Raw genomic sequence first — 16457 nt, forward strand, 5'->3', positions numbered from 1 at the left:
GGGTTGCGCATGCCGGAATATTCTTCCTTCATCCGGTCCGTCCGGATACGTTATCTTTCAGGATTGTTGGTTTTCGCGCTGGCTTCAGCCGCCATCATGGTTGCGCTCAATCGCGTCAATTCCTTGCGCCATGAAATCGATGGGCTGAGCAGCAATCTCGTTATTTTCACCCGCGATCTGCGCAACGCCACCAGCTTCGCCGAGACAACCAGTTCCGCCTGGCGGATCGAGACGCGCGATGCGCTGACGGCTTCGGCGCGCGACCATTCCGAGCGGCTGACCGGCGAGATCGAGACACTGACCGCCCAGCTCGCCGCGATCCGCCCGCGCCTGTCGGCCAAGACCGTCAGCGAGCTCGCGGCCGCTTCGGTCAATGGCGACCTGTTCTGGTCGCCGCGTGACATGGTTCGCAACTTCAACCTGATGTCGGTGGCGCAAAAGACCGATGAATGGAGCACTCGCGAGATCCGCAACCAGAACGACCTGTTCGTTCAGCCCATGCTGGTGCGTGTCCGCACCGCGATGGACGACGAACGCCATCAGGCGGACGCGTCCAGCGACCGGCTGCTTTTGTGGGCAAGCGGCTTGTTGTTTGCCGTCCTGGGCATCGTCGCTTTCTGGATCTTCCGCCCGATGGAACAGGCGATCCGTCGCGCCTTTGCCCAGTCGGCCGAATCCTTGTTCAAGGCAGAGGCCGCCGACCGTGCCAAGTCGGAATTCCTGGCCAATATGAGCCACGAGATCCGCACACCGATGAACGGCGTGCTCGGCATGGCCGAATTGCTGGCCAAGACCGAGCTCAACCCGCGCCAGAAGACGTTCACCGACGTTATCGTCAAGTCGGGCAACGCGCTGCTCACCATCATCAACGACATCCTCGACTTCTCGAAGATCAATGCCGGGCAGTTGACGCTCGACCCCGCCCCCTTCCGCCTCTCGGAAGCGGTGGAGGACGTGGCGACGCTTGTCTCGGCGCGCGTCGCCGAGAAGAACCTGGAACTCATCGTGCGCGTCGACCCCAGGCTGCCGGCCTATGTCGTCGGCGACGCCGGCCGCTTCCGGCAGATCGTCACCAACCTGGTCGGCAATGCGGTGAAATTCACCGAGAAGGGCCATGTGCTGATCGATGTCGGCGGCGAAACCGTCAACGACGTCGTCCAGCTCAAGCTGCGCGTCGAGGACACCGGCATCGGCATCCCGGCCGAGAAATTGCAGAACGTGTTCGAGAAGTTCGCCCAAGTCGATGGCTCCTCGACCCGCCGTCACGAAGGCACCGGTCTTGGGCTGGCCATCGCCGCCCGCCTCGTCGATCTGATGGCCGGCAAGATCGGCGTCGAGAGCGAGATCGGCCGTGGCTCCGTCTTCTGGTTCGCCGTGCCGCTGCCGGTCCACCGTGCCGAGGCGCGCGACGCCATCGTGCCGGTCGACGTCACCGGCGCGCGTGTGCTGGTCATCGACGACAATCCGGTCAACCGCGAGATCCTGCTAGAACAGCTCAGAAGCTGGAGCTTCGACTGCGCCGCCGCCGAAAGCGGCGCGGTTGGCCTCGCCTTCCTCGATCGCGCCTGCCAGCTCGGCGCCAGCGTCGACTGCATCATCCTCGATTATCAGATGCCCGGCATGAACGGCGCCGATGTCGCCCGGGCCATCGCCGCCGACAGCCGGCTGTCCACCATCCCAGTCGTTATCCTGACCTCGGTCGACCAGGTCGATTTCGGCAAGATGATCATCGACTTCGGTATATCGGCGCATCTGACCAAGCCGGCGCGCTCGGCGGTCCTGCTCGGCACCGTCATCTCGGTCATCCAGAAGGCGCGCTCGCAGGTCGGCAAGGCGCACTTCATTCGCGAACCGATCCAACCGATGCCTCAGCCGGCTCCGCCGGCCTTCACGGTTATCCGCGGCCCCGCCATGCCGATCGCGGCAGTGCCGGAATCGAATGCCGCGCCGAACAGCCCGATCGACATCCTCATCGCCGAGGACAATGACGTGAACCAGATGGTGTTCGGCCAAATCCTCAATGGGCTGGGCTTGAGCTACCGCATCGCAGGCAATGGCCGCACCGCGGTCGAGATGTACCGGTCGCTGCATCCGAGGCTGGTTCTGATGGACGTCTCGATGCCGGAAATGAACGGCTACGAGGCGACACGCGCCATTCGGGCGATCGAGGCGTCGTCGGGCGGCCACATTCCGATCATCGGCGTCACCGCGCATGCGCTGAAGGGCGACCGCGACAAGTGCATCGAGGCCGGCATGGACGACTATCTGCCCAAGCCCGTTTCGCCCGATCGCCTCGGCGCCAAGATAGGCACCTGGCTCAGCGAAACGGTGGTGGCCAAGACGGCCTGAACTCCGTCCGGCGTCAGACGGTTGCGTCCAGATGGTAGCGGCGCATCCAGTCGAGGCTTGTCGCGTCGGCGAGCTTCGCGACACCCGGTTTCACATCCCCGGCGTTCGGCGACTGTACGCCCAAGGCCTGACAGATGGAAATCAGTGTCGCCGCCGGGCTGCTTGAAAGCCGCTCGTAGCCAATCCGCAGTGGCGTTATGTCTTGCTCGGCGAACCATGTGTTCCACGCTGCGTCATAGGCCTCAAGCTCGGCGACTTCGTCCCTGATACGCTGGAAATCGTACCGCGGTTCTCCTGGCGATCCGACCCTTTCGATCTCCGTTCCATCGGGAGCGACGTGCCAAAGGCCGGTCTGCTCCGCCTTGACCAGGGAGACAGCCTGCGCAAGCTTGTTCTCACGCGACAGATGCACGTAGAGAACGCGACCGAAAGCCCTTTCGAAACGCGCTTTGTCCGACACAAGCCCCGGAAAAATCCGGTCGAGGATCGCTGAAAGCTCGTCCAGGTTTTCTCGCATCAGGCGCAGACCGAAGATTTCCGTACCACCCTTGCCGGCATCGATCGCCGCATTGAGATAGGCAAGCTGGAATTCAAGCTCGCCCATCGTGTCGCGAGGCGGCAGGTTCCATTCTTCGGCCCACTCCGACACATCCTGCCGCCGATAGAATGAGTGTGGATCGCCGGTCGTTCTGGTGGCCGCCAGCAGTTTGCACAGCAAGGTGCTGCCGGTTCTGGGCGTGCCGCAGATAATGTACGCGTCGAACATCGCTGTCCCTGTAGCTGCCGAAGGCGGACCAGCCCACCGGTCCGGCGCCGCTATAGCTGAAATCGTTGCTGGATACGATGGGCACATTCCAACGGCGTGTGCCCCGTGCAGCCCAACCCTCCTCGGCTACCGGTTGCGCACCACCACGCAGGCGCCACCGATGCTTTGCAGTTTCTGGCAGATGACATTGGCGGCGGCGCGGTCGTCGACGCCGATCCGGACCGCGTAGATGCCGCGCCGGCCGATCGGCGTACGCACTCGGCTGACCACCGGATCATGCCCGGCAAGCAGGGCCGGAAAACGGCCCCGTACCCTGAGCCATTGGCTGATCGCGGCGCTGCGGCGGAAATTGCCCGCCACCTGAATGCCCCATGGCTTGATGTTGATTGAGGCCATCGCCACGGTTCTGGACATGATCACCGGCAGCTTGCGGCAGGCGACCGCGAAATCCAGCTTGGCGTCGAGTGGCTCGACTTTGCCGGCATAGGCCCGGTCGGTGAACTTGTCGACCGGCTCGCCCATCACGTCGAAGACATAGCTTTCCGTCTCCATCGGCAGGAAGCCACCGGAATTCAGCCAGCGCGACACCCGGCTCTCGCCGGCATTGTAGGCAGCGGCCGCCAAACCGAGATTGCCATAGCCGGCCTTCATTTCGGCGAGATATCTGGCCGACGCCGGAATCGCCTGGTTGATGTCGAAGGAATTTTCAAGCCCCCGCATCTTGGCGGTGCCCGGCATGAACTGGGCAATGCCTTCGGCGCCGACAGGGCTCACGGCGTTGGGATCGAACCGGCTTTCCTTCCAGATCAGGCGGGCGAAGAAATCCCGAGGCAGGCCGTTCTGATCGGCATGCGCCTGGATCAGGTTACAGACCTTGTCGATCAGCCGCTGCTTGGCCGATTGCGGTGGATCCGCCTGGGCAAGCGTCGACCAGCCCATGCCACACAGGAAAATCAGCGCCACCCACGGGAAACGCCGCATCTGGCTTACTCTGCCGCGGCCTTGCCGCCCCGACCGAAGCGCTGGTCAATATAGTCGGCGACCATTTTCTCGAAATCCGCCGCGATCGACGGCCCGCGCAGCGTCGCCGCCTTCTTGCCGTCGACGAAGACCGGCGCGGTCGGCGTTTCTCCGGTGCCGGGCAGCGAAATGCCGATATCGGCATGCTTGGATTCACCGGGACCGTTGACGATGCAGCCCATCACCGCGACCTTGAGGTTCTCGACGCCCGGGTATTTCTCCCGCCACACCGGCATGTTCTTGCGCAGGTCCGCCTGGATGTTCTGCGCCAGTTCCTGGAACACGGTGGAGGTGGTGCGGCCGCAGCCCGGGCAAGCCGCGACGATCGGCACGAACTGCCGGAAACCCATGGTCTGCAGCAGTTCCTGCGACACCTGCACCTCGCGGGTGCGATCGCCATTGGGCTCCGGCGTCAGCGAGATGCGGATGGTATCGCCAATGCCTTGCTGCAAGAGGATGCCCATGGCCGCGGAAGACGCGACGATGCCTTTGGAGCCCATGCCGGCCTCGGTGAGGCCGAGATGCAGCGCATGGTTGGAACGGGTCGCAAGCTCGGTGTAGACGGCGATCAGGTCCTGCACGCCGCTGACCTTGGCCGACAGGATGATTTTTTCGCGGCCAAGACCAATTTCCTCGGCCATCTCGGCCGACAGGATCGCCGACTGCACGATTGCCTCGCGCGTCACTTCCTGCGCCGTCAGCGGGAAACCCTTGTCCTGGTTGTCGTCCATCAGCCGCGTCAGAAGCTCCTGGTCAAGCGAGCCCCAGTTGACGCCGATGCGCACCGGTTTGTCATGTTTGATCGCCATCTCGACGATCGCCGCGAACTGCCGGTCCTTCTTATCCTTGAAGCCGACATTGCCGGGATTGATGCGGTACTTGGCCAGCGCCTCGGCGCAAGCCGGATGATCGGCCAGGAGCTTATGTCCGATATAGTGGAAATCGCCGACCAGCGGCACGTTGATGCCAAGCCGCTGCAGCCGCTCATGAATGCGCGGCACGGCGGCGGCACTTTCGTCGCGGTCGACGGTGATGCGCACGATCTCGGAGCCGGCGCGGTGCAGCGCCGCGACCTGCGCGACTGTCTGGTCGATATCGGCCGTGTCGGTGTTGGTCATCGACTGAACGACCACCGGCGCGCCGCCGCCGACGACCACGCCGCCGACATCGACGCCGACCGAGGTGCGGCGGGGGAAGGGAGAAGAAAAATATCCGGTCATGCCGGCAGCCTTTTGTCTCTGGAGCGCTATGCGTCTCTCTGAAGCGCGTGCGTCCACCCGGACGCACAAGCCGGGGCCGATGCGTTGAAGTCCGGCATGAGGTGGAGGAGCAAAGATGGCTTGTCAATGGCGACAGGTCGCCACTGGCAGCAATTGGTCCCGGCCGGGACCTGAAACAGCCCACGAGCTGGCAGCGGCCAAGCGGGCAAGATGGGTCCGAAGGATATTAGTTTCCGCTTATGGTGCAGCGCTGAAAATCGCAATCACTGCACCGGCGGCTGGCGCCGCCGGCAAGGAAGACCGCCAGTGGTGGGCGGCTATGTCAGGTGAGGATCAATGCGTGGTTGGTTGCGCCCTCAGTTTCTCAATCGCATCCTTGAGTGCCAGCTTGCGTCGCTTGAGATTCCCGATTTCGAGGTCGTCAACCGACGGGTGATTCATCGCGTCATCGATTTCGCGTTCGATGTCGCCGTGTTTCCGCTGCAACTCATCAAGATGGGATGCAAGAGACATGATTGGTTCTCCCTTTCATGGTTTCCTCGATTGCAGCCGCCAAGGCACGTCCACCGCAGGTCGTATCTGTGACGGCACAATGACAGTGTGCCACCATCGAGCAGCGATGTCGAATGCTGCGTGGTAGCATTCCACGACAACGTGAAATGTGATATGGGCTGCGCGCCGGTGGCAGAAATTGCCGCCCCCGCCCAACCAGGCCCAGTTTTGGGCGCCGCAGACGTGCAGACGGTAGAGAATGTCCGATCAGGAACAGGCCGATACTCGCCTCGAATTTTCCCGGCTGAAGCAGGAACACGCCGATTTCGATGCCGCGATCAACGCGATGATCGCCATGAATTGCGACCCGCTGCAGATCCAGCGCATGAAAAAGAAGAAGCTGTTCCTCAAGGACCGACTGATGAAGCTGGAAGACAGGATCATTCCAGACATCATCGCCTGAGACGGAATCGCGCCGCCGGCACTTTCCGCCTATGCGCCGATCGAGAGCCCGGCGGCGCGGCCGCGCAGCAGGCCGATGAGATCGGCGGTCCGCTCCTCCGACGTATCGATCGGAACCACCAGGCACATCGTCGCCTCCACCTTGCCTGGCGCTGAAAAGACCGGCACGGCGAGGCATTTCGTATAGGCGTCGACCAGGCCCGAGGTGACGCAGTAGCCGGTCACCCCTGCCTTTGCGATGTCGGCGATGAAATCGTCGAGCCGCAGCTTGCGCCCGTCAGGCAGCACGAGATCGTCATCAGACACCATGGCTTCGATCGCAACTCTATCCAGCCCCGCAAGCAATAGCCGGCCAGACGCGGTCCAGGGCAGCGGTATCTGCAGGCCGGTGGCCGAACTGATGCGGAACGGCCTGGTGCCGGGGCTGGAATGGACGATCGTGTAGCGGCCGCTCTGCAGCATGCACAATTCCGAGGTCTCGCCCGTCTCGCGCGACAGATGGTCGACCTCCTGGCGCCCGCGCCGCAACAGGTCGTTGCCGCGCACATAGTCCATTCCGTAGAGGTAGAGCTTCTTGCCGAAATAGACGCGATTGCCGTCGCCGGCCATTTCAAGGAGGCCGGCATCGACCAGAGACCGCACCAGCGTGTAGGTGGTCGAACGCGGCGCATTGACGCCCTTGGCGAGATCGCCAATGCCGATCGCACGCTGCGTCATGTGAAGGAACTCTAGGATTTCCAGGACCCGGTTGAGGCCCTTTTCACGGGAGCCTGGCGCCTTCTCGTCGGCCGAAGCAGCCAAAACACTACCATCTTGCATTGTCGATTCCCGGTGCTAGTATCTGTCTTGTACAGGATACATGCGTCTCTTGTAAGGGACAATCTTTGATAATCACTGCCGCGTGTATGGCCTGTGCATAGGGGAACACAACACGAAAGGAGGTCGCCGTGAACGACACATCCGGAAGACGTGATTTTCTGAAATTGGGAATGGCGGGACTTGCCACGGCCGGCGTGCTGGCAGCCGTCGATGCGCAGAAGGCCGCCGCACAGGCCGCATCCGACAGCCTGCTGCGCACCGTGCTCGACAGAGGCAAGCTGATTGTCGGGACCGGCAGCACCAACGCGCCCTGGCATTTCGAGAACGATGCCGGCGAACTGGTCGGCATGGATATCACCATGGGCCGCATTCTCGCCAAGGGCCTTTTCGACGACCCGACCAAGGTCGAGTTCGTCATGCAGGATCCGGCCCAGCGCATTCCCAACGTGACCACCAACAAGGTCGATATTACCATTCAGTTCATGACCATGACGGCGCAGCGCTCGCAGCTGATCAATTTCTCCCGGCCCTACTATGTCGAAGGCGTTGCCTTGCTGACCCTGCCGACCGCCGAGAACAAGACTTTCGACAAGCTGCTGGCCGGCGGTTCGGCGACACGCATTTCCATCCTGCAGAATGTCGACGCCGAAAGTTCCGTCCACTACGCTCTGCCGCAGGCCCAGGTGTTGCAGATCGACACCCAGGCGAACGTGCTGCAGGCGTTGGAGTCCAAGCGCGCCGACGCCGCCGCGGTCGACCTGTCCACCGTGCGCTGGCTCGCCTCGCGCAATCCCGACAAGTATTTCGATGCCGGGAAGAGCTGGTATTCGATGCTTTACGGCGCCGCACTGCGGCAAGGCGATTTGGACTGGCTGACCTTCGTCAACCAGACTTTCACCATCGCCATGTTCGGCCATGAATCGGCGCTCTATGACGCCGCCTTCAAGGACTATTTCGGCCAGGAGCCGCCGGCGCGTCACCCCGGCTTCCCGGTCATCTGATCCCGGATTACGGAAGGGTGGCGTTGTCGCCCTTCCGTAATCGACTCTACGTCCTTCACACAGAGGCGGATGCATGGGCTATGCCCTTAATTTCAACCTGATCTGGCGGCATTTCGACAAGCTCTGGGGCGGCCTGCTGCTCAGCCTCGAGCTTGCCGTGATCTCGATCGCCATCGGCGTTGTCATCGGGCTGGTGCTCGCGGTCTGGTACGTCTCGGCCGGACGCGTCGTGCGGGCGGTGATCGCCGCCTATGTCGAATTCATCCGCAATGTGCCGCTGATCCTGCTGGTCTATCTCGTTTTCTATGGCCTGCCCACCGTGGTCGACCTGGCCTACAGCGCACCAACCTCGTTTGTATTGACCCTGTCGATCTATAGCGGCGCCTATCTGGTCGAGGTGTTTCGCTCCGGGATCGAGGCTGTCCCGCGCGGCCAGCTCGACGCCGGCAAGGCGATCGGCCTGACGCCGTGGCAAAGGCTGTTGCACGTGCGCCTGCCGACCATGCTGCGCATCACGCTGCCGGCGCTCTCCAACACCTTCATCTCGCTGTTCAAGGACACCTCGATCGCCTCGGTCATCTCGGTGCCCGAACTCACCTTCGGCGCCCAATGGATCAACTTCAACACATTCCGCATCGTCGAGGTCTACCTGGTCACGACGGCGATGTATCTGGTAACCGGCTATGCGCTGCTTTTCGGGCTGCGGCTCGTCGAGCGCCGGTTCAGGGCGGCGCGCTGACATGCTGAGCCAGATCCTCTACGCACTGCCCTTCCTTGCCCAGGGCTTCGCCGTGACCTTGTGGGTCTCGCTGCTGGTGGTGGTGCTGTCGCTTATCGCCGGCGTCCTGCTGGGCGTCGGCCTGATCTATGGTCCCGCCCCTTTGCGCTGGGCGGTGCGCATCTTCTCGGACACCATTCGCGGCATTCCGATCCTGGTGCTGATGTTCTTCGTCTATTACGGCCTGCCGGCGATCGGGCTGCATCTGCCATCGTTCTGGGCCGCGGTGTCCGCGCTCACCCTGTTCAAGACGGCGCAGGTCATCGAATACCTCAGGGGCGCGGTCGGCTCGATCCCGAAGGGACAGTCCGAAGCCGCGATGGCGATCGGGTTGACCTTTCGCCAGAGGCTCACCTACGTCATCTTTCCGCAGGCCTTCAGGCGCTTCCTGCCGCCCTGGATCAATGGCGTCACCGACGCGGTCAAGGGCAGCGCGCTGGTGTCGCTGCTCGGCATCACCGATTTGATGCAGGCCATCAACCAGGTCATCGGCCGCACCTATGAAGCGATGCCGCTCTATATATTGGGAGCGCTCATCTATTTCGCGGTCAACTACGCACTCTCGCTCGCCAGCCGGCGGCTCGAGCGGCGTTTCTCCTTCATCCGGGAATAGCAACGATGTCCGAAGCCCCAAACGCCAGTCCCGCGCTGCTCGACGTGCGCGATGTCTCCAAGGCCTTCGGCGCCGTCGACGTGTTGCGCTCCGTCAGCCTTCAGGTGAAGCGCGGCGAAGTGGTGACCGTCATCGGCCCTTCCGGCAGCGGCAAGACCACGCTGCTGCGCTGCGTCAACTTCCTGGAGAGCTACGACAGCGGCTCGATCCGCATCGACGGCAAGGAGGTCGGTTTTCGCGAAGCCGGAACGCGTCAGCGCCGTAGCGAACGCGATCTTGCCGCCATGCGCGCCGAGACCGGCATGGTGTTCCAGAGCTTCAACCTCTTCCCTCACCTGACGGCGGCCGGCAACATCATGCTGGGTCTGACCAAGGTGAGGGGAAAGAACGAAGCCGAGGCGCGATCGATTGCCGAACACTGGCTCGGGCGCGTCGGCCTTGGCCACAAGGCCGACAGCCTGCCGGCCGAACTCTCCGGCGGCCAGCAGCAGCGCGTCGGCATAGCCCGCGCCGTGGCCATGGAACCGAAGATCCTGCTGCTCGACGAGATCACCTCCGCGCTCGATCCCGAACTCGTCGGCGAGGTGCTGGCCGTGGTGCGCAGCCTCGCCGAGGATGGCATGACCATGCTGATGGTAACCCACGAAATGGCCTTTGCCCGCGACGCTTCTAGCCGCATCGTCTTCATGGCCGATGGCGGCGTCAGCGCCGTCGGGCCGCCGAAGGAGATCCTCGCGGCGGAGACCAGCAACGAACGCCTCCGCACTTTCCTGGCGCGCTTCCGAGCCTCGCATTTCTAAACTCAGGCGGCCAAAGCCGCCCAAGGAGCCTTCATCCATGACGCCTTATATCAGGCTCGCCGAACTCGGCCTGACGCTGCCCGAGCCGCCGACGCCGATCGCCAACTTCGTCACCCATGCCGAGAGCGGGCGGCTGATCTTCCTCTCCGGCCAAGGGCCCCTGCGCGCCGACGGCACGCTCTGCACCGGCAAGGTGGGCGAGGACGTGACGGTCGAGCAGGCCTATCAGCATGCCCGGCTGACCGGGCTCAATCTGCTTGCCGTCATGCATGCCGCCGCCGGCGATCTCGGCCGTATCGTGCGCGTCGTCAAGCTGCTCGGCTTCGTCAACGCGACGCCGACCTTCAGCGATCACCCGAAAGTGGTCAATGGCTGCTCGGACCTGTTCGCCGATGTCTTCGACAAGATCGGCGGCCATGCCCGCTCGGCGATCGGCGTCGGCTCGCTGCCTGGAAACATCACCGTCGAAATCGAAGCGGTCGTCGAGATCGCCGCCTGACCTGCCACCCACGGGATTAGCTCACATGAAAACCTCTTCCGACACCGGCTCCAACACCACCATCCGCGAACGGCTGGGATTGCGGCCGATCATCAACGTCTCGGGCACCATGACCGCGCTCGGCGCCTCGATCATCGTCCCGGAAGCGATCTCCGCCATGGCTGAAATGGCCTCGCAATGGGTGGAAATGGACGATCTGCAACGCGCCGCGAGCACGGTCGTCGCACGCCTCACCGGCGGCGAGGTCGGCTTCATCACCGCCTGCTGCGCCAGCGGCATCACCATGGCGGTCGCCGGTGCGATGACCGGAACCAGCCTGCTCGCCATCGAGCGCCTGCCCGACGACACTGGCGACCTCAAGTCGGAGGTCGTCATCCAGCTCGGCCACATCGTCAATTACGGCGCCCCGATCGACCAGTCGGTCCGCGTCGCCGGCGCCAGGGTGGTGCCCGCCGGCACGGTCAGCGTGACCCAGGACTATCATGTAAGCGAGGCGATCAACGAGCGCACGGCGGCGGCCCTCTACGTCGTGGCCCACCACACGGTGCAATACGGCATGCTGTCGCTGGAGGAATTCTGCGATATCTGCCACGCCAAGGGCGTGCCGGTGATCGTCGACGCCGCGTCCGAGTATGATCTGCGCGGTTTTCTGGCGCGCGGCGCCGATGTCGTCATCTACAGCGGCCATAAATTCCTGAGCGGGCCGACCAGCGGCATCGTCACCGGCCGCAAGGATCTGGTGCGGGCCGCCTATCTGCAGAACCGCGGCGTCGCGCGCGCCATGAAGGTCGGCAAGGAAAGCATCGCCGGCACCATGGCGGCGCTCGAAGCCTGGGAGAAGCGCGACCATGCCGGAATCCGCCGGCGCGAGGAAGCAGCGCTGAACCTGTGGAAGGACGCGCTGCAGGGACTGCCCGGCATCGTCGCCATCATCATTCCCGACCCCACCGCCAATCCACTCGACCGGCTGCAGATATTCGTCTCCCCAGAGAGCCGCTTCACCGCCGCCGGTCTTGCCTCGGCCCTTGCCGCCGGCTCGCCGCCGATCATCGTGCGCAATCACGAGGTCGAGCGCGGCCATTTTTTCCTCGACCCCTGCAACCTTCACCCCGGCGAGGCGGAGATTGTCGCCGAACGTCTGCGCGCCGTGCTGACCGCGAAGGAGCGCCCGGCCGACGCGATGAAGGTCGCCCGCAAGGATTCGTCAGGCGTCTTGCGCTGGCCGGATTGATCGCTAAACCGACCATGCCGAAGGCATCGGCTGATCACGCGACTGTGAACAGCCGGAATTTGCCCACGCGGGAATAAATCCTCTCTTCAACAAGTCTCCTCGACATACGCCACGGCTGGCGTTGAGGAGACTGGCATGCCCCATCATCGCGAGCACAGCGAACACGGCTGCGGCGTCAGCCGCCGTCATGCGCTGCCGAGCATGATCGTCATCAATCCCTTCTCCATGGCGCCCCTCCTTTTCATAGCGCCCCTCCTTTCATAGCGCTTGACACTGGTGACGCAGATGAATTCACTTTCAGCAAGGCAGACGACTTTGCCCGTTTCCGGGGGCTTTGCTCCTGCAAGCCAGGCAAAATCGCTGTCGCATCTTGAGGCGGCACGGCCTGTCCGCTCCGGAGAGGATCATGGTGCTGCTTTGAGCGACAGGGCCCTGGCAGAGCGTTTCAACGACGTAGTGCTGCCGCATCTCGGCGACGCGCTGGCGCTTGCCCGCTGGCTGACCGGCAATGCCGCCGACGCCGAGGATGTCGTTCAGGACGCCTGCATCAAGGCGCATGCCGGCATATCAGGCTACGCCGGCGGCAATGCGCGTGCCTGGCTGCTCACCATCGTGCGCAACACCTCCTACACCTGGATGGCGCGCAACCGGCCGCGCGGCATGATGGCCGTCGGCGACCTCGGCGATCTCGACGACATGGCGGCCGCCCATGGCACCAGCCTGCCGGACGAGGATGGTCCGGAAGCGAGCCTGATCGCCAGGGCCGACACGGCGGCACTGGAGGCTGCGATCGCTGCCCTGCCGCAGCCGTTTCGCGAAACGCTGGTGCTGCGCGACATCAACGGCCTCAGCTATCGCGAGATAGCGGCCATGCTCGACGTGCCGATGGGTACGGTGATGTCCAGGCTGGCCCGCGCCCGCGGCCTGCTGGCGTCCGAACTGGGGAGAGCGCCATGACCGGCCATGACGATGGACTGCCCAATGATCCCGAAGGTGTCAGACTGATGATCCACGCCCTTGTTGATGGCGAGCTTGATGCGGCGGCGGCCCTTGCGGTGGAGCGTCGCATCGCCGCCGATCCCCGGCTTGCCGCCGAACATGCCCGCATCCTTGCCTTGCGAGGCGCGGTCAGCCGCTTGCCGCGCCCCGACGTGAGCGACGCCTTTCGGGCCCGCATCGCGGCGATCGGCATGGCCAGCACCGAGCAGCCGGCGACAGCCGAGGCAGCAGAGCCGCAGCGCGGCACGCCGTCGGCGCTGCCGGGCTTGATTGCCGGCGCTGGCGTCGGCCAGCGGCGTGAAGCCGGGACGCGTCCTTCGCTGGCGCGGAGATCGCCGAGGGCAAGCCGCTTCGGCTCGTTCGACTGGCGCGCCATGGCGGCATCGATCATGATCAGCGCGGTGCTGGCCAGCGGCGCAACGCAATGGGTAATGTTCAACGGCGCCGAAGACGGCTTGGCCGCGGCCGTCGCCAGCGGCCATCGCCGCAGCCTGCTCGCCGCGAGCCCGATCGACATCGTCTCCTCCGACCGCCATACGGTCAAACCGTGGCTGGACGCCCGCATCGGCGTCTCGCCGCCGGCGCCGGATCTTGCCCAGGAGGGTTTCGCTCTTATCGGCGGCCGGGTCGAGGTGATATCGGGCCGGCCGGTACCGGCACTGGTCTACCGCCACCGCGAGCACCTGATCACCCTGGTCGCCGAACCGCAGCAGGGCGGCAAGACCACCCAGCCGGACGATCTTTCCTCCGGCGGCTTTTCGATGGTGCACTGGAGCGACGGCGCCTTCTCCTATTGGGCGATCTCCGACATGGAGCGCCCCGAGCTCGACGACTTCGTCGCTCGCTTCCGCAAGGCGGCGGCATGAGCCGGAATATGGCCGTCGGCATCTCGCCGATGGCCTGAAATCCTTGCGGCCCCGCGCGAATTCCGCTAAGGCGCGCCTTTGTCGCCGGGGAGCAGAAGCTTGGACGATCAACGCGCCGACGTCGCCATCATCATGGGCAGCCAATCCGATTGGGCGACGATGCGCCAGGCAGCGGAGACGCTGGAGGCGCTTGGTGTGCCCCACAAACGGCTGATCATCTCGGCGCACCGCACGCCCGACCGGCTTTACGAATTCGCCAAAGGCGCCAAGGCCGCCGGCTACAAGGTCATCATCGCCGGCGCCGGCGGTGCCGCGCATCTGCCCGGCATGACGGCGGCGATGACACCACTGCCGGTGTTCGGCGTGCCGGTGGAATCGAAGGCGCTGTCGGGCCAGGATTCGCTGCTCTCGATCGTCCAGATGCCGGCCGGCATTCCTGTGGGAACGCTGGCCATCGGCAAGGCTGGTGCGGCCAACGCCGCCCTGCTGGCCGCCGCCGTGCTGGCGCTCAACGACGACAAGCTTGCCCAGCGCCTCGATGCCTGGCGCGCCTCACAGACCGCCAAGGTCGCGGCCGAACCGACGGATACGCCGTGAGCCTGCCCGCCGGATCGACCATCGGCATCATTGGCGGCGGCCAGCTTGGCCGCATGCTGGCAATGGCCGCCGCCCGGCTCGGCTACCGCACCATCGTGCTGGAGCCTCAACCGGATTGCCCGGCGGCACAGGTCGCCAACCGGCAGATTACGGCTGCCTATCACGATCCGGCAGCACTTGCCGAACTGGCGGCTGCAAGCGCCGTCGTCACCTACGAGTTCGAGAACGTGCCGGTCGCCGCCGCAACCGCGCTTGCCGCCAAAGTGCCGGTCTATCCGCCGCCGCGGGCGCTTGACGTGGCGCAGGACCGGGTGAGCGAAAAGACATTCCTCAACGGCATCGGCATCGCCACCGCCGCGTTCCATCAAGTCGACACCGACGACGAGCTGGCGGCGGCGCTGAAGGCCTTCGGCGGCAGCGGCATCCTGAAGACGCGGCGAATGGGTTACGACGGCAAGGGCCAGCGCGTCTTCCGCAACATGGAAGCCGGCGGTTTCGCCGGCACCTGCGAGGGGATGGGCAATGTGCCGCTGATCCTGGAAAGCTTCGTGCAGTTCGAGCGCGAGATTTCCGTCATCGCCGCGCGAGGGCTGGACGGCACTGTCGCCGCCTACGATCCAGCCTGGAATGTGCACCGCGACGGTATTCTGCACACATCGACCTTGCCGGCCGGCGTTGCGCCGGCGACCGCGCGGGACGCGAAAGACGCGGCGACGAAAATCCTGTCGGCGCTCGACTATGTCGGCGTCATCGGTGTCGAGTTCTTCGTACTGGCCGACGGCTCCCTACTGGCCAACGAGATCGCGCCCCGCGTCCACAATTCCGGCCATTGGGCCGAAGCCGCCTGCATCGTTTCGCAGTTCGAGCAGCATATCCGCGCCATTGCCGGCCTGCCATTGGGAAGCTCGAACCGTCATTCCGATTGCGTGATGGAGAACCTGATCGGCGACGACGTGCTGCGCGTTCCCGCCTTGCTCGCCGAGCCCGACCTGATGCTGCACCTCTACGGCAAGGCCGAGGCCCGGCCCGGTCGCAAGATGGGTCATTTCACCCGCATCAGCCGCCGCGTCTGATACCAGACACGCCTATTGCACCTCGTCGCTGTCCGCGTCGGGGCTGGCGCAACTTGCATCGCCTTCCTCGCAATTGGCGGAGGCGGCGAGCTGCTTGATGCGATCATTGGTCAGCCTGGTCAGGCATTGCGAGACCTCCATCGCATGGATGGACCCGCCTTGGCTGGCGGCGGTGTTATGCGCGCATTCGGCATCCCGGAAGCTGATCCAGGCGCGTTGTGCCACCTGAAGCAATCTCTTGCCATCGGCATCATCGGAGCCGATCAACGCCTGATAGGCCGCATTGAGCCTGGCGTCGGCCGCCTGATAGTCCTCGCCGGCACAGATATTCATCATCTGCTGGCTGTCGTCGGAGCGGTCGCATTCTTGCCCTCGGGCAGCCGAGCTCGCCGCCAGGATGACGAGGCAGGAGGAGAGGAATATTCGGCGCATGGTCGTCCCCAAATCGCTTGCGATGGACGACATCATCCCAGCCGGCCCATGGCCGCGCAATGCCACGGGGCCGACATGGCGGATATTTGATGATATCGGGACGCGGAGCACGCTTGCGGTTGACTTACGGTTGACATGGGCAAGTCTCCTCGTTTATGAGCCACCCACCGTTCAAAAGGCGCGTCTTCTGGCGCGCCTTAAAAATTCGACCCCGAACCGGGTCCAGACCGACAGGCAAGACCATGAAGATCAAGAATTCGCTCAAGGCGTTGAAGGCGCGTCACCGCGACAACCAGCTGGTTCGCCGCAAGGGCCGCGTTTACATCATCAACAAGACCGCCCCGCGCTACAAGGCGCGCCAGGGTTGAGTTTTCGGCCGGAGGCTTTTTCGTCTCCGCCCACTGATGCTTGTCGGCCAGCCGACCTTCCCACGCTAAAAT

General features: G+C 64.1%; 19 protein-coding genes. 13 read left to right on the top strand and 6 right to left on the bottom strand.

Translation table 11 applies throughout. The features are described from left to right. The first annotated feature begins 9 nt into the window (after positions 1–9). Positions 10–2349: a response regulator gene (locus tag FJ527_RS07670; protein WP_140822510.1), complete on the top strand. Its 2340-nt coding sequence runs from the start codon at positions 10–12 to the stop codon at positions 2347–2349. Between the two features lie 13 nt (positions 2350–2362). Here FJ527_RS07670 and FJ527_RS07675 read toward each other — a convergent pair whose 3' ends face one another. The 4 genes from FJ527_RS07675 to FJ527_RS07690 all read right to left on the bottom strand — a co-directional run bounded on the left by FJ527_RS07675 (position 2363) and on the right by FJ527_RS07690 (position 5868). Further along, positions 2363–3115 carry a Stf0 family sulfotransferase gene (locus FJ527_RS07675; RefSeq protein WP_015315341.1) on the bottom strand — a complete coding sequence of 251 codons (753 nt, stop codon included), beginning with the start codon at positions 3113–3115 and terminating at the stop codon, positions 2363–2365. Positions 3116–3241: 126 nt separating this feature from the next. Further along, complete coding sequence (locus FJ527_RS07680) at positions 3242–4096, bottom strand: lytic transglycosylase domain-containing protein (RefSeq protein WP_140792673.1); 855 nt, start codon at positions 4094–4096, stop codon at positions 3242–3244. Between the two features lie 5 nt (positions 4097–4101). Beyond that, on the bottom strand, positions 4102–5355 hold the full coding sequence (gene ispG, locus FJ527_RS07685; protein ID WP_140616683.1) for a flavodoxin-dependent (E)-4-hydroxy-3-methylbut-2-enyl-diphosphate synthase: 1254 nt from the start codon (positions 5353–5355) through the stop codon (positions 4102–4104). Positions 5356–5688: 333 nt separating this feature from the next. Further along, positions 5689–5868 carry a YdcH family protein gene (locus tag FJ527_RS07690; RefSeq protein ID WP_015315338.1) on the bottom strand — a complete coding sequence of 60 codons (180 nt, stop codon included), beginning with the start codon at positions 5866–5868 and terminating at the stop codon, positions 5689–5691. A gap of 238 nt (positions 5869–6106) precedes the next feature. Here FJ527_RS07690 and FJ527_RS07695 point away from each other — a divergent pair, with 238 nt between their 5' ends. After that, positions 6107–6310 (top strand): YdcH family protein, encoded by a 204-nt coding sequence (locus FJ527_RS07695; RefSeq protein WP_015315337.1) that lies wholly within the window; start codon positions 6107–6109, stop codon positions 6308–6310. A gap of 29 nt (positions 6311–6339) precedes the next feature. Here the strand turns inward: FJ527_RS07695 and FJ527_RS07700 are convergent, their stop codons facing one another. Beyond that, positions 6340–7128 carry an IclR family transcriptional regulator gene (locus FJ527_RS07700; RefSeq protein ID WP_140712663.1) on the bottom strand — a complete coding sequence of 263 codons (789 nt, stop codon included), beginning with the start codon at positions 7126–7128 and terminating at the stop codon, positions 6340–6342. Positions 7129–7298: 170 nt separating this feature from the next. On the opposite strand from FJ527_RS07700, the gene FJ527_RS07705 reads away from it, so the two are divergent. The 10 genes from FJ527_RS07705 (at position 7299) to FJ527_RS07750 (ending at position 15585) form a co-directional block, all read left to right on the top strand. Then, positions 7299–8129: a transporter substrate-binding domain-containing protein gene (locus FJ527_RS07705; RefSeq protein ID WP_174361987.1), complete on the top strand. Its 831-nt coding sequence runs from the start codon at positions 7299–7301 to the stop codon at positions 8127–8129. Positions 8130–8202: 73 nt separating this feature from the next. Then, positions 8203–8868: an amino acid ABC transporter permease gene (locus FJ527_RS07710; RefSeq protein ID WP_140822512.1), complete on the top strand. Its 666-nt coding sequence runs from the start codon at positions 8203–8205 to the stop codon at positions 8866–8868. A gap of 1 nt (position 8869) precedes the next feature. Continuing rightward, positions 8870–9520, top strand: a complete 651-nt coding sequence (locus FJ527_RS07715) for an amino acid ABC transporter permease (RefSeq protein WP_140822514.1) — start codon at positions 8870–8872, stop codon at positions 9518–9520. Positions 9521–9525: 5 nt separating this feature from the next. After that, positions 9526–10320 (top strand): amino acid ABC transporter ATP-binding protein, encoded by a 795-nt coding sequence (locus tag FJ527_RS07720; protein ID WP_140822516.1) that lies wholly within the window; start codon positions 9526–9528, stop codon positions 10318–10320. A gap of 37 nt (positions 10321–10357) precedes the next feature. After that, entirely contained in the window at positions 10358–10819 is a 462-nt protein-coding gene (locus FJ527_RS07725; protein ID WP_015315331.1) for a RidA family protein, read from the top strand. 25 nt (positions 10820–10844) lie between these two features. Continuing rightward, on the top strand, positions 10845–12050 hold the full coding sequence (locus tag FJ527_RS07730) for an aminotransferase class V-fold PLP-dependent enzyme (protein ID WP_140822518.1): 1206 nt from the start codon (positions 10845–10847) through the stop codon (positions 12048–12050). Positions 12051–12467: 417 nt separating this feature from the next. After that, a complete protein-coding gene (locus FJ527_RS07735; RefSeq protein ID WP_041163301.1) occupies positions 12468–13007 on the top strand; it encodes a sigma-70 family RNA polymerase sigma factor in 540 nt (179 codons plus the stop codon). Continuing rightward, positions 13004–13915 carry an anti-sigma factor gene (locus FJ527_RS07740; RefSeq protein ID WP_015315327.1) on the top strand — a complete coding sequence of 304 codons (912 nt, stop codon included), beginning with the start codon at positions 13004–13006 and terminating at the stop codon, positions 13913–13915. Before FJ527_RS07735 ends, FJ527_RS07740 begins: the two co-directional genes overlap by 4 nt. A 99-nt stretch (positions 13916–14014) precedes the next feature. Continuing rightward, on the top strand, positions 14015–14512 hold the full coding sequence (gene purE / locus FJ527_RS07745) for a 5-(carboxyamino)imidazole ribonucleotide mutase (protein ID WP_023773946.1): 498 nt from the start codon (positions 14015–14017) through the stop codon (positions 14510–14512). Beyond that, positions 14509–15585, top strand: a complete 1077-nt coding sequence (locus FJ527_RS07750; RefSeq protein WP_140822519.1) for a 5-(carboxyamino)imidazole ribonucleotide synthase — start codon at positions 14509–14511, stop codon at positions 15583–15585. The genes purE and FJ527_RS07750 overlap by 4 nt, the downstream gene beginning before the upstream one ends. 12 nt (positions 15586–15597) lie before the next feature. Here FJ527_RS07750 and FJ527_RS07755 read toward each other — a convergent pair whose 3' ends face one another. Beyond that, positions 15598–16017: a lysozyme inhibitor LprI family protein gene (locus FJ527_RS07755; RefSeq protein WP_015315324.1), complete on the bottom strand. Its 420-nt coding sequence runs from the start codon at positions 16015–16017 to the stop codon at positions 15598–15600. Between the two features lie 242 nt (positions 16018–16259). Between FJ527_RS07755 and ykgO the strand changes: the two genes are divergently transcribed. Then, positions 16260–16385 carry a type B 50S ribosomal protein L36 gene (gene ykgO, locus FJ527_RS07760; RefSeq protein ID WP_006327841.1) on the top strand — a complete coding sequence of 42 codons (126 nt, stop codon included), beginning with the start codon at positions 16260–16262 and terminating at the stop codon, positions 16383–16385. Positions 16386–16457 lie beyond the last annotated feature (72 nt).

Origin of the sequence: Mesorhizobium sp. B2-4-18 (genome assembly GCF_006441385.1) — a bacterium.
Lineage (GTDB): Bacteria > Pseudomonadota > Alphaproteobacteria > Rhizobiales > Rhizobiaceae > Mesorhizobium > Mesorhizobium australicum.